Source organism: Arachidicoccus rhizosphaerae, from assembly GCF_900107765.1.
Taxonomy (GTDB): Bacteria; Bacteroidota; Bacteroidia; order Chitinophagales; family Chitinophagaceae; genus Arachidicoccus; species Arachidicoccus rhizosphaerae.
On the sequence record NZ_FNQY01000023.1, the window covers coordinates 26,301 to 39,374 of the forward strand.

11 protein-coding genes and 1 pseudogene are annotated in these 13,074 nt (G+C 43.3%); 8 read left to right on the top strand and 4 right to left on the bottom strand.

Going from position 1 to position 13,074, the window contains the following annotated elements; all coding sequences use genetic code 11:
• Positions 1–53: 53 nt before the first annotated feature.
• Both BLU80_RS15570 and BLU80_RS15575 read left to right on the top strand, forming a co-directional pair.
• The gene (locus BLU80_RS15570) at positions 54–728 is read left to right on the top strand and encodes an SCO family protein (protein ID WP_091400309.1); all 675 of its coding nucleotides are present in this window, start codon (positions 54–56) and stop codon (positions 726–728) included.
• A gap of 37 nt (positions 729–765) precedes the next feature.
• On the top strand, positions 766–1,188 hold the full coding sequence (locus BLU80_RS15575) for a Fur family transcriptional regulator (RefSeq protein WP_091400312.1): 423 nt from the start codon (positions 766–768) through the stop codon (positions 1,186–1,188).
• A gap of 108 nt (positions 1,189–1,296) precedes the next feature.
• Here the strand turns inward: BLU80_RS15575 and BLU80_RS19985 are convergent.
• A pseudogene (locus BLU80_RS19985) lies at positions 1,297–1,434 on the bottom strand (hypothetical protein); the annotation flags it as partial.
• 301 nt (positions 1,435–1,735) lie between these two features.
• On the opposite strand from BLU80_RS19985, the gene BLU80_RS15580 reads away from it, so the two are divergent.
• Entirely contained in the window at positions 1,736–3,190 is a 1,455-nt protein-coding gene (locus BLU80_RS15580; RefSeq protein ID WP_091400315.1) for a serine hydrolase, read from the top strand.
• 78 nt (positions 3,191–3,268) lie between these two features.
• Here the strand turns inward: BLU80_RS15580 and BLU80_RS15585 are convergent, their stop codons facing one another.
• On the bottom strand, positions 3,269–4,012 hold the full coding sequence (locus BLU80_RS15585; RefSeq protein ID WP_091400317.1) for a sugar phosphate nucleotidyltransferase: 744 nt from the start codon (positions 4,010–4,012) through the stop codon (positions 3,269–3,271).
• Between the two features lie 65 nt (positions 4,013–4,077).
• Complete coding sequence (locus tag BLU80_RS15590; protein WP_244518968.1) at positions 4,078–5,571, bottom strand: RapZ C-terminal domain-containing protein; 1,494 nt, start codon at positions 5,569–5,571, stop codon at positions 4,078–4,080.
• 112 nt (positions 5,572–5,683) lie between these two features.
• Here BLU80_RS15590 and BLU80_RS15595 point away from each other — a divergent pair, with 112 nt between their 5' ends.
• Entirely contained in the window at positions 5,684–7,921 is a 2,238-nt protein-coding gene (locus tag BLU80_RS15595; RefSeq protein ID WP_091400324.1) for a thioredoxin domain-containing protein, read from the top strand.
• Positions 7,922–7,924: 3 nt separating this feature from the next.
• Positions 7,925–8,197 (top strand): hypothetical protein, encoded by a 273-nt coding sequence (locus BLU80_RS15600; RefSeq protein WP_091400325.1) that lies wholly within the window; start codon positions 7,925–7,927, stop codon positions 8,195–8,197.
• A 130-nt stretch (positions 8,198–8,327) separates the two neighbouring features.
• Here BLU80_RS15600 and uvrC read toward each other — a convergent pair whose 3' ends face one another.
• Entirely contained in the window at positions 8,328–10,130 is a 1,803-nt protein-coding gene (gene uvrC / locus BLU80_RS15605) for an excinuclease ABC subunit UvrC (RefSeq protein WP_091400394.1), read from the bottom strand.
• Positions 10,131–10,339: 209 nt separating this feature from the next.
• Here uvrC and BLU80_RS15610 point away from each other — a divergent pair, with 209 nt between their 5' ends.
• The 3 genes from BLU80_RS15610 to BLU80_RS15620 all read left to right on the top strand — a co-directional run bounded on the left by BLU80_RS15610 (position 10,340) and on the right by BLU80_RS15620 (position 13,066).
• The gene (locus BLU80_RS15610; protein WP_244518969.1) at positions 10,340–11,023 is read left to right on the top strand and encodes a hypothetical protein; all 684 of its coding nucleotides are present in this window, start codon (positions 10,340–10,342) and stop codon (positions 11,021–11,023) included.
• Between the two features lie 15 nt (positions 11,024–11,038).
• Positions 11,039–11,332 (top strand): winged helix-turn-helix domain-containing protein, encoded by a 294-nt coding sequence (locus tag BLU80_RS15615; RefSeq protein WP_091400328.1) that lies wholly within the window; start codon positions 11,039–11,041, stop codon positions 11,330–11,332.
• Between the two features lie 63 nt (positions 11,333–11,395).
• Positions 11,396–13,066 carry a DUF4153 domain-containing protein gene (locus BLU80_RS15620; RefSeq protein WP_091400330.1) on the top strand — a complete coding sequence of 557 codons (1,671 nt, stop codon included), beginning with the start codon at positions 11,396–11,398 and terminating at the stop codon, positions 13,064–13,066.
• Positions 13,067–13,074 lie beyond the last annotated feature (8 nt).

Consider the following 13,074-nt stretch of genomic DNA (forward strand, 5'->3'; position numbering starts at 1 on the left):
CACACCAAAGGAGCTGTTGCCCCGCTTACGCACATAAATTAAAGAATTAAGTCATGTCTGTACTCAAAAAATATAAAAAGCTAATTGGATATACCCTGTTTTTTGCTGTTTGCTGTATTGTTTTCTGGATTTTTCTTTTTGCCGGCACGGACAACTGGAAAACAAAATTACCAACACTTAGCACAGTACAGCCGTTTTCCTTTACCAATCAGGATGGACAGCCATTTACGCAGGAAGATATGAAAGGTAAGGTTTGTGTGGTGAATTACTTTTTCACCACCTGTAAGGGCATTTGTCCCAAGATGAATCATAATATGGATGACATCTACAATACTTTTAAGGATGAAAAAGACTTTATGATTATCTCCCATACCTGTATGCCTGAGGTGGACTCCGTACCCCGTTTAAAACATTATGCAGACTCAATGGGAGTAAATGACCGTAAATGGGTGTTTCTGACGGGAAGAAAGGATAGTCTTTACTACCAGGCCAGAAACAGCTACCTGGTGGATGACAACAAGAATCCGGTAGAAAGCATTGATGATCAGTTTATTCACACGCAATTCTTTGCCTTGATTGACAAAGATGGCAACGTTCGTGGAGAGATTTTTGATGGATTACAGAAAAAAGACCTGGATAAATTAAAGCAAGACATTCAGATCCTGCTAAAAGAACGGCCCGGCGGCAGAAACAACTTCAGCAACAACATATTCGGTAATAATATGTAATTTTGTGATAGGTTCAAGCGGAACAAAGGAGGTCATTATGCAAGACGAAATTATAGCCAACATATTAAAATCAGCCAACCTAAGCGTTACGGCCAGTAGAAAAAAGATCCTAAATCTTTTTCTATCTACGAATGGTGCGCTGGCACATGCTGATATTGAGCAGGAGGCAGACGAGAAAATGGACCGGATTACCATTTACCGGACCTTACAGGCTTTTGTTCAGAAAGGCATTATCCATATCATCCCTACTACAGACAATTCAATCAGATATGCATTATGCAAGGATGAATGTTCTGAAGGGCATCATCATGACCAGCATGTGCATTTTGTCTGCAGTGAATGTCACACAACCTATTGCCTGGAGCAAATCAATGTTCCTCATGTGAAACTGCCCTCTGGTTTTACAGAATCTCAGACGGAAGTTATTATCAACGGCCTATGTGCAAAATGTCACGCGTAGGTTATAAATAGGCTTAAAATTAAGTCTGATAAAAGCATTAAGGCCCCCAGCTGGGGGCTTTTTCTATTAAATGCAGATAGGCATATTACGGATGGCTGTTATTTATTTTCATTTATTATCAATTATTCCCTTTTTTCCTAAAGAGGGCCATTCATAACGTTGATGTATATTTTTTGGACGATAAGGTGCAACCGGTTTTATCCATCCTGTTTTTATAGCAGGGTTTAATTTTTTCATCCAAAAATTTTTTCGATCTGATCACCCTACAAGATCTTGAAGCGCTTGTTTATTAAGCCGGCCATGTAGTATTGATACAATTTGTTTAACTTGATCAGATCTTATTGCGTAATCCTCACTGGTCATACTCCTTCCATTATGGCTGGGGTATCTTGGGGAGTAACACGTAGGAGTAATAAGTGCTGACACCGAAAAAGTCAACCGGATAAAATTCGCCATCAACAGAAACACTCCCCTTATGGAGATAAGGTAGGTTATATTCTGTTATATTTGTAGAAGCCTGCAATTTCCCATAATACAAATATGACGTATGAATAAAACATTACTGTATTTTATAGGACTTATTCTGATATCCTGTACCTCCCATGCTCAATCGAAAAATTCAGCACTGAATCGTTTATTTGATAGTCTTGCCAAAGAAGGACAATTTAACGGCACAGTACTCATCGCTGATCAGGGAGAAATCATATTTGAAGGGGCCTATGGATATGCAGATTTTGAACATAAAATCCAAAATACAATCAATACCGCATTTGAGCTGGCATCTGTCAGTAAACAATTTACGGCTTTGGCCATCATGAAATTACAAAGTGAAGGCAAGCTTAATTATACGGACACCATTACAAAATACCTCCCTGACCTTCCCTATCATTCAGTCACCATAAACGATCTTATTCATCATAGCTCTGGCATCAGTGATTTTTTAGGATGGACAAAAGAGCAGATGCATCTGGATAAAGAGGTCTGTAATAACCAGGACATAGAAAAATTTTTGCCATCATTGGCTCCGAAAACAATTTTTGAACCTGGAACTTTCTATACCTATTCCAATACGAATTATCTCCTGTTGGCAAATATCATCAGTAGGATTTCCGGGCTTTCCTTTGCTGAGTATCTGAAAAAAAATATCTTCATCAAGGCTGGCATGAATAACACGTCTATACCAATGGGCCATTACCAGAACTTTAAACCAGGCGGATACGCCAAAAATTACCTGTGGGATCCGCTCACACATAAGTATCAGCCGTTTAACGAAATTGCCCCGCTGGATTATTATAAACTTTTCAGCGGCACCAGTGGCCATGCAGGAATTCAGAGTACTGTTAGCGATCTTTATAAGTGGGTAGAGGCCATCCACCAACATAAACTGGTACCGGAAAATACCTTTAAAGTGGCCTTTGAGCCTTATTTAAATAAAAATGGCCTCGACACCATCGGCATGGGGCAAATGCCCTATACTTTCGGATGGTTACTGGTTCCTAAAAAGGACTCCACTCCATCCTTTCTTTGGCACAATGGCGGCATAGGCGGCTACAGATCGCTTATCACTTATTATCCGACGATCAATCGTGTCATCATCCTGCTGGAAAATACGGATCAGATGATGGATCAGAGAAGTCTTATGATCCCTATACTTGATATTTTAGACAGGGCGAAAGATATTCAGTGGCCCAAATTCAGTTTGAAACCAAAAGCCAGTCAGGTGGATAGCAATTATTTAAAAAAGCTGACCGGCCTATATGTCATGAAAGACCAACCTATGATTAAAATGCAGATAACCACAAAAAATGGCCGGTTGTATGCAAAATATATGGATCAGCTGCCTTTTGAAGTATACTACCAGGCGGATGATACGTTTTTTTATACGGCCGTTGATGCCCGGCTACAATTCAGTAAGGCAAATGAAAGCTACAAGGAAGTAACCCTTTTACAAAATGGTCTGAAAATTAAAATGACAAAAACGGACGATGCTGGCCGGAAATAAATTTTAAAAATCAATCATTACCGGATGATGATATTTACTGGGTCCTGCTACTGCAGCAATTAAAATGTCCTCAGTCCATTATCTGAACACGGCGGCAGCCTCGACAAGCCGCTCCGGTGTGCCGGTATCCATAAACAAGGAGCCCGTATGGTCATAAAATCCGACCGCCTCCGTTTTACTGAGCGCTAAATATGCGTCAATGATGGAAAAAGGCATCTGGCCGTTGAATTCGGGTATTTCTGATAAAAGCTGAATAATTTTGCTGTTCATACAGTGAATCCCGCTAAATGCTTTGGGGATATAGCCCACTGTCTGGCGGGTGATTTTCTGTTCACCCGTAGTCATATTCTCCCATCCTGCAAGCAGGCCGTTCTGCTTTTCAAACAGCAGCCTTCGGCTGCTGGCTCTGTCACTAACGGCAAGAGTGGCCAGATGTCTGCTGCTCACTTGTTCTTTGATAAGCGCATTTAGGGATAAATCTGTCAGGATATCCGCATTGACAATCAAAAACTGATCGGTATCCGCCAGATAACCTGCCGCGGCAGCCTGCATAACAGCTCCGCCAGTATCCATCAGTCGGCTGGTTTCGTCAGAGATAACATAATGACTCCCCCACCCCTGGTTATCCTGAAGGCATTGTACTATCTGATCCGCAAAATGATGCACGTTTACAATAACATCCTGAATACCTGCCTTTTGCAGGTATTCAATGGTTCTTTGTAATAATGATCTGCCATTGACCTCGGCCAGGGCTTTGGGATGATGTAAAGTCCAGGGCTTTAACCGGGTGCCCAGGCCTGCCGCGAGTATGAGTGCTTTCATTGCTTTTAACGCTTACTGTTTTGTGCTTACTTTCTGCTGTGTGCTGCCTTCTGTCTATTCTTAAATTACCTGACCCAGTTATCCTGATTGGTGTGATTTAAGACGACCTTTACCTTGTATTTATTTTTGAGATACCGGGCCGTCTGCTCCGCACCATAGACGCTGCGATGCTGGCCGCCGGTACAACCAAAATTAATCTGCAGGTGGTCAAAATCTCTGGAAATATAATTTTCCACTGAGATACTCACCAGATCAAATACGCTATTGAGGTATTCATTCATAGTGGTACGCTGTTGCAGATAATCCTGCACCGGTTTATCCTGACCCGATAGTTTTTTAAACTCATCCTGCCTGCCGGGATTTAAAATACCGCGGCAGTCAAAAACAAAACCGCCACCGTTACTGCTGTTGTCTTTGGGGATTCCTTTTTTGTACGAAAAGCTGTTAATCTCTACCACCAGCGGCGTTTGCCCCGTAGCCTGGACCGGTATAAATTTTGTCTTTGTCTCGGGCCCTGTAATCAACCCCAGGATTCTTTCAAATTCGGGAAGTTCTATACCGATTACGTTATTATCCGTGAACTTTTTTAGATTATCGAGCGCAATAGGAATACCTGCTAAAAAAGCGGCCTTCCTTTGGAATAATCCTCTAAAACCATAAGCGCCCAGCACCTGCAATAACCGGATCAGCACAAAGCCCTTAAACTGGTTTTTAAAGGCATTCTTATCGACTTTGATGTCCACCAGTGCATCTACCTGTTCGATATAATAGTCCAGCAGGGACTCTTTCCACTCCTTGGAGAGGTTAGCCTTGGCCTGCCATAAAAGGGCAGCGGCGTCATATTGCAAACCTCCATTCATACCTCCCTGATAATCGATAAAGTAGACCTCTTCATCTTTGACCATGATATTGCGGCTCTGAAAATCCCGGAACATAAAATATTTGTACCGGCTCTGGCCTAAAAAGACGCTTAGGACATCAAATTCATCCAGCAGCTGTTGCTTGTTATAAGGTAGTCCCAGAAAGTCGAGAAAATAATATTTAAAATAAAGCAGATCACTTAAAATGGCCTGTTTCCCAAACTCAGTAGAGGTCAGACAAAGCCTGTAATCCACCTTTGAGTGGCCTTTGACCTGTAATCTGGCCAGCGCCGCCAGGCTTTTTTGAAACAGACTATACACGCGGTCACTATGGCCTTCGGTTTCCAGAAGTCCTGCCAGGGAAGTACTGCCAAAATCCTCCTGCAAATACAGCAGATAATCTTCCGATAAACCGTAAATCTCAGGAACGGGTAATCCCAGACTCCTGAAACTCTCTGTAAAAGCCAGAAAGGTTCTGTTCTCCTGTTCATTATAGTTGTAGGTGGCTATACAAGTTGCGGGATTTTGGCTGTTGGCAGGGGCAAACACCCGGAAATACAACCTATCACTGCCACTTTGAGGTAGTTTCTCTGTTCTTTCAGGCTGCTGGCCGTAAATCTTTTGATATAAGGATTCAATCTTTTCTATAATCATAGCCCCAAAAGTAATTAAAACAGTGCAAAGAGCGAACCTGTCCATAAGAAGACCTTTTAGTCTGGACATGCTCGTCACAGCTAAAAAGCGTAGCTTCGTGGAGCCCAAAGCCGACGCCGGGCACCCATTTATATTAAAAAAATAAAATTAATGATTCATGTCTGAAGCTTCCAATAAAAAGCCCAATCACCTGATTTCCGAAACCAGCCCTTATTTATTACAGCATGCCTATAATCCGGTGGAGTGGTACCCCTGGGGGGAAGCTGCACTGCAGCTGGCCCGGCAGGAAAACAAACCTATTTTGGTCAGCATTGGTTACGCCGCCTGTCACTGGTGCCATGTGATGGAAAACGAGAGCTTTGAGGATCATAAGACTGCTGATTTTATGAACGCCCATTTTATCAACATAAAGGTGGACAGAGAAGAGCGCCCCGATCTGGATCATTTATATATGGACGCCGTACAGGCTATGAGCGGACAGGGCGGCTGGCCACTCAATGTGTTTTTATTACCGGACACCCGTCCTTTTTTTGGAGGCACTTATTTTCCGCCGAAAAGAATTTATCAAAGACCCTCCTGGACGGAAGTGCTCGATAGTGTGGAGAAGGCCTTCAGGGAACAATTTCAGGATTTGGTGACTCAGGCCGATAATTTAATGGAACATTTAAAACAACAGAACCTGCCTTTAAGCGTATCAACCCATCAAAACACATCAGAGGCTGCTTCCGATACGCAAACAAATGAATCAGGATCTGCGCTGCAGGAGCTCACCCAATCAGATGCCATCCCCAGACAGGCTGACCAGCTCCGCCAGGCCATTATGCAGACGGCAGATACCAAGTGGGGCGGCTTTGGGCGGGCGCCTAAGTTTCCACAAAGTTTTACCATCCGTTATTTATTAAGGGATTATTACTATACCGGAAATACACAGGGCGTACAGCAGGCCTTATTAAGCCTGGACAAAATGCTGCAGGGCGGCATCTATGATCAGATTGGTGGCGGCTTTGCCCGTTATAGTACAGATGATCAATGGCTGGTACCCCATTTTGAGAAAATGCTCTATGACAATGCGCTGCTGCTGGAAGCACTTTGCGAAGCTTATCAGTTGACCGGTAACGCGGTTTATGAAAGAACCATCCGGCAGACGGTTGACTTTCTGTCCCGGGAAATGCACTTATCAGGCGGCGGGTTTTATGCAGCCCTGGATGCAGACAGCGAAGGGGTGGAAGGGAAATATTATGTATGGCAAAAATCCGAAATAGAACGGATCCTGGGCCCGGAAGCGGAACTCTTCTGCCTGGTCTATGATGTGGAACAAAAAGGGAACTGGGAGGAGCACAATATCCTATGGCTGCAGCAAAGTATCACGGAAGTGGCCAAAAGTATCAGAATCAAGGAATCTTCTCTGATCAGTGTACTTGACCGGGCAAAAGAAAAGCTGCTTTCCGCAAGAAGCCAAAGAGTTGCTCCTGGTAAAGATGATAAAATCATCCTTGGCTGGAACGCTTTGTTGATTACCGCACTTTGTAAGTGCGGGCAGGCCATCAGTGAACCGCTCTATACTGAGCTAGCCGAAAACTGCTATCATTTTTTAAAAGCGCATTTAACTGAAGACCTGATGACAGTTGAGGCTGCGACTACAGCTACGAAAGCCACTTCTGTCGGCGGCTGGCGCCATCACTGGAATAAAAAACCAGGGAATTCCACCGCATTTTTAGATGATTATGCGGCACTTATTCAGGCATTACTTGAACTAAATTCAGTCACTGGAAATAAAGAATATTTACAGTCTGCCGCCTCCCTCACAGGGCTGGTTACGAGTCAGTTTAGTGATGAAAACGGGCATTTCTTTTATTATACCAATCAGGCTACCGGGGCGCTTGTCAGAAAAATGGAAACCTATGACAACGCCACCCCTTCTGGTAACGCGATAATGGCAGATAACCTCTGGCGCCTGGCAGTTTTATTGGACAAGGCTGAATGGCGCGACAGAGCTCTTTATATGGTAGCGTCCATGGAGCCATTATTTACGCATTATCCCACTTCCTTTGGCTGCTGGGCAACCCTTTGGCAAAAAATTGCCTTTGGGACCCCGGAAATAGCCATCATCGGACAAGCCGCTGAAAATCAGGCAAAAGAAATTTTAAAACAATATATTCCAGGGGCTATTTTACAATACAGCGCTGAAATGCAACCGGATAACCCCTTATTATCCGGCAAAAAAGTTCTTCCCGGGCAAACCTTTATATATCTTTGCCAGAATTATGAGTGTAATCAGCCTGTTATGTCTGTTCAGGCACTCATTAATAGCCTGAGCGCAAGCGGCGTCCATCTGACATTCGCTGATTCAAAGGATGGCAGAAGTGCTCAGGGCATTAACAACAAAGATAAATAGCACATGAAACAATACAAGATGCCCCTTATTTTAGGTAGCATTGCCTGGGTTCTGGCAGGGCTGTCTCTGATTATCGGCATTATTGACCTGGTACAACACGGCGTTAATAAAAACACTTATTTTGCGGCAGCCATCGTTATTGGGGGTGGCCTCTCAGGGGTCAATCTTTTAAGACTGCACCGGCAGCTTAAATACAGAAAACCACCCGATCAAATAAATAAGGACATGGCAGCAGGCGCCCATCAGCCGTCTGCGGACTCGTCTGATCCGGCCTAAAAACGGCCTATCTGCAAGGTTTAAACTTTGGCTCATCAAAAGTAAGGATGCGTCTTCCAGGTCAGGAAGACGCATCCTTACTTATGTCAGTAGGGTTGGTCTATGTGCTCTTTAAATAATTCATCAAAGATCAGGGATGAAAATATTGCCAGATTTTGGCTGCTTTGGAGATGCCCACTTCCGCCGTCAGCTCTCTTTGTGTCAACTGCCGGATCTGTTTTACGGAACGGAACCTTTTAAGTAACTGACTGGCCGTTGCCTCCCCAATGCCCGCAATGGCTTCCAACTCATTTTTAAAGGTACCTTTGGACCTTTGATTGCGGTGAAAAGTAATCCCGAAATGATGTACTTCGTCTCTGATTTTACGGATCAGCTTTAAAGAAGGGCTATCCCAGGGAAGTTTTAAGGACTGGCTGTCTCCCGGAAAAAACAGCTCTTCTTCATTTTTAGCCAGCCCTACCAGGGTCATCTCCCCTACCATATCCAAAGATTCTATGGCTTTCATGGCAGCGCTGAGCTGCCCTTTTCCGCCATCTATAATCACTAGTTGGGGTAAAGGCAGTCCTTCTTCTTTAAGCCGTTTATATCTTCTGAATACCGCCTCTGTCATGGTCGCAAAATCATTAATGCCTTCCACCGTCTTAACGTTAAAATGGCGATAGTCCTTTTTACTGGGCCTTCCGTTCTTAAAACAAACCATGGCTGAAACCGGATAGGATCCCTGAAAATTTGAGTTATCAAAACACTCAATATGTGTGGGTAGCTGGGGTAAAGAGAGTTGTTCCTGGATCATGCTCAGTGCCCTTTGGTCATCTGAGGTGGCCTGCTCTTCTAAAAGCAGCGTCTTTTTCTTTTTGAGTTCCATCCGGAAATAATTGACATTTTTTTCGGAGAGCTCCAGAAGCTTTTTTTTCTCCCCCGCCTTGGGTACCGTTATTTTAATGCTTTGGTCCGGATAATCCAAGGTCGCCGACAACACGATTTCTTTATTATTACTGTTAAACTGCTCCCTTAAATTAGCGATTGCAAATAATAATACATCCTGCTGCGTCTCCTCAATCTGTGCCTGTAATTCTACCGTGTGGGTATGGATGATGGTACCGTTTTCTACCATAAGGAAGTTAACATAAGCCACTTCCTCCTGTTTCCAGATAGAAAATACATCCAGACTGCCCAGATGAGCATTCACAATGGTAGATTTTGCCTGGTAGTTTTCCAGATCAGCGATTTTACGCCGAACAATCTCCGCCTTTTCAAAGGCCATATTTTCTGCATGCCGTATCATTTCTTCTTTAAAATGCTGCACCACGGGCCCCAGGTTACCTTTTACGATTTGCCGGATCTGCTGAATGCTGTCATCATAATCTTCTTTGGTCTGTAAACCCTCACAGGGGCCTTTACAGTTGCCCAGGTGATATTCCAGACACACCTTAAATTTACCTTGATCAATATTGGCCTTTGTCAGATTGAGCTTACAGGTTCTGAGCGGAATATTTTCTTTAATCAGATCCAGGATTTCCCGAACGCGCCAAACATTGGTAAATGGGCCGATATATTCCGAGCCGTCTTTTATCTTATTACGGGTCAGATAAATCCTGGGGAATGGTTCTTTTTTAATGACGATATAAGGATAGGTCTTATCGTCTTTGAGCATGATATTATACTTTGGCTGAAACTGTTTAATCAGCGAATTTTCCAGTAAGAAGGCATCCTGCTCGGTATCAACTATGGTAAATTCAATGTGATCAATGCGCTGTACCAGTTCATGCGTCTTATAATTGCTTAGCGTCTTATTAAAATAAGAGCTGACCCTTTTACGCAAATGTTTTGCCTTGCCCACATAGATCAGATTGCCTTCTGCATCAAAATATTTATAGATGCCGGGCTGCTTGGGAATACTCGGTGCAATTGCTAAAAACGCTTCAGAAGTCATACTGCAAAAATAAGTAAATCCAGACTGGGAAAATAAAGTCACCTTATTTAACTGGTAATCAATAATGATACGACTTTACTTTAAGGTTTTAATCCATCCATTAAGGGGTATTTAAAAAAATATTTTGTTTGGATTTTTATTTTCACGTACTTTGTATTACAAAGTACTTTTAGACACGACTTATATAAGCGCTTCCTAATTTATTTTCTATGGCAAAGCAGACCGATTACCGTCAGACCAACGCTTCAAAGCGACCAGAATCTCCCACCGGAGCGTCGGACAAGGCGCAGTACCAACAGGATTTGAGTGCCATCCGCACCATGATGGAACGCTCTTCCAGATTTATTTCCTTAAGCGGGCTCTCGGGAGTGGCCGCCGGTCTCACCGCGCTATTAGGTGGCGGATATGCCTACTTCCTGGTCAACGAAGCGGGAAGGGATTATCTCACCCATACTTCCCTGAGCTATTCGGGGGATTTAATGACCCGTTTAATCCTACTGGCCCTTATTGTTTTAGTACTGGCGCTTGGGCTGGCAACATATTTTACGGTGCGTAAAAGTAAAAAGGCAGCATTAAGCATATGGACGACGGCCACCAAACAGCTTTTATCTGCATTATTTGTTCCGCTTGTAATCGGTGGCATCTGCTGCATAGCGCTTATTTACCATGGACATATTGAGTTAGTTGCGCCCGCTACACTGATTTTTTACGGTTTATCGCTTCTGAATGCCAGTAAATATACCTATACAGAAATCTACTATTTAGGCATACTGGAAGCGGCATTAGGATTAATGAGTTCATTCTTAGTGGGCTATGGGCTGATTTTCTGGATGCTGGGCTTTGGCGTCTTACATATTGTATACGGAATTGTAATGCAGCGGAAATACCGTTAAATTTGCCCACCAATCATGATTAATATTCAATTACTTAATAAAGATTTTGAGAGCCGGGTACGCCTGGGGATCATGAGTATCCTGATGGTCAGGGACTGGGTGGAGTTTAAGGAGCTCAAAGAGCTCCTGGATATCACCGACGGCAACCTGGCCAGCCACGCCGGCGCGTTGGAGAAAAACCAGTACCTCCAGGTACGGAAGGAATTTGTCGGCAAAAAACCGAGAACCACTTATGCCGTAACGCAACTTGGTCGCAAATCCTTTCAGGATCACCTGGCCGCATTAGAGAAACTACTGGGACAGCCTTAATTTTTTTTGCCTTTACACTTTGAAATACAAAGTACTTTTTAATAAATTATAAAATATAAAAAAATGAACCTCAAAAAAAAATTAAAGCTGTTCTTACTGGGACTGCTGAGCTTTATTATCCTGTTCTACAAACATGAGCCGGGAATCAATGTGCTGATATTCTCCTTGATAGCCTGGTTGTTGATGGTTTATAGCGAAAGCGGATTTTCCAGATTTAAAAAAGACCGAAATTTCTGGATGCTTTCATCCTTTGTTTGGTTGACAGCAGGCGCTTTCACGTTTTACGGAGATCCGGGGTCCTTTTTTGCCCTGCTGCTGTGTTTTTATAGTCTGGGGATCTATATGACAGACAAAACTTTTCAGCCCCTGCTCTACCCTTTACTGCTGGCCTATAGTCTGGGGTCCTTTATTGTCCGGGTGTTTTTTATTTACCAGTGGCTTCCTTTAAAAAAGCGGACCACAGGCCAGAAAATAGCTGAGCCATTGCCTTCTTCCCTTTCGAATGCCGATGACAATGGCGCCTCCACTGGCCCCGTGGAGCAACCCGTACTTGCCATTACAGCTGCCATACCCCAGAGGGATACCCCACTACCTACGCCCTCACTTGCGGCGGAAGGCATACGCCAGCAAACGGAGGCAAAATTAACTGCCCTGCAGCTGTGGTGTAGCACCTGGCTACTACCCATCTGTATCATTTTACTTTTTGTCATCGTTTATATGTCCAGCAGCAGTTTATTTTCCGATATCCTGGTAAGGATCATCCCTAACCTTGATTTTCCGATGCTTTATTTTGTCACCATTGCAGGTTTTTACTTCCTGTTTAATTTTATGTACCTGCTGCCGATCCCCTGGTTTTCCACGTTAAATGATAAAATTACCAGCTGGGACAGTCCGGCGCCTGCCATAATCAGCGGACAACAGGATGTCAACCGGCAACAATTTCTTTCCAGGCATGAAAAAGCAGCTACCCTAACCCTGAGTCTTCTAATAGCGCTCCTGCTGGTTTTTATTTTAATATACAGCTATGAACTTTACCGGGGAATCCATGCGGCAAGGCTTAGCCAGGCCCTCCATGAACAGGTTAATTCCATCATACTTTCCATTGTAATGGCCGTAGCCGTCATCATGTATTATATAAGACCGGGGAATCTATCTGTTACAGGCAATAAGCCTATTGAGTCATCCGAACACAAACCGGATCTCCTACATAAACTGGCTTACGGCTGGATACTATTAAATGTGGTACTGGTAATTTCCGCAGGCCTCCATAATCTGGCTTATACCAGTCGTTACGGCCTGACCCATTTAAGAATCGGCGTGTATATTTTTCTTACCCTGTGTCTTATCGGCCTGTATTTCACCTATGTAAAAATCAGAAGACAACGCAGTTCCGCCTATTTAATCGGCACTATGTTTAAAATATTTATTGCCACTATTGCCCTTAACAGTGTCATCAACTGGAGTGCTATTATCACGAGGTATAATCTTCGTTATATGGCTACACCTGATCTGAATTATTTATTATTGCTAGAGTATAATGGGCTTACCCTCACTCCGCTTATAATGCAGGATCCCCGCTATAAAAACGACCAGGAATTAAAAGATCAAGTTCTGAATAAATTATTTTGGAACAATACCGGGGTAAAAAGAGATTGGCTGTCAAGCACTTTATATTTCAATTTTGAAATGCATCAGCTTAAAAAACAGGGCTATTTAAAACCCAAGAAGAAATAATATCAATA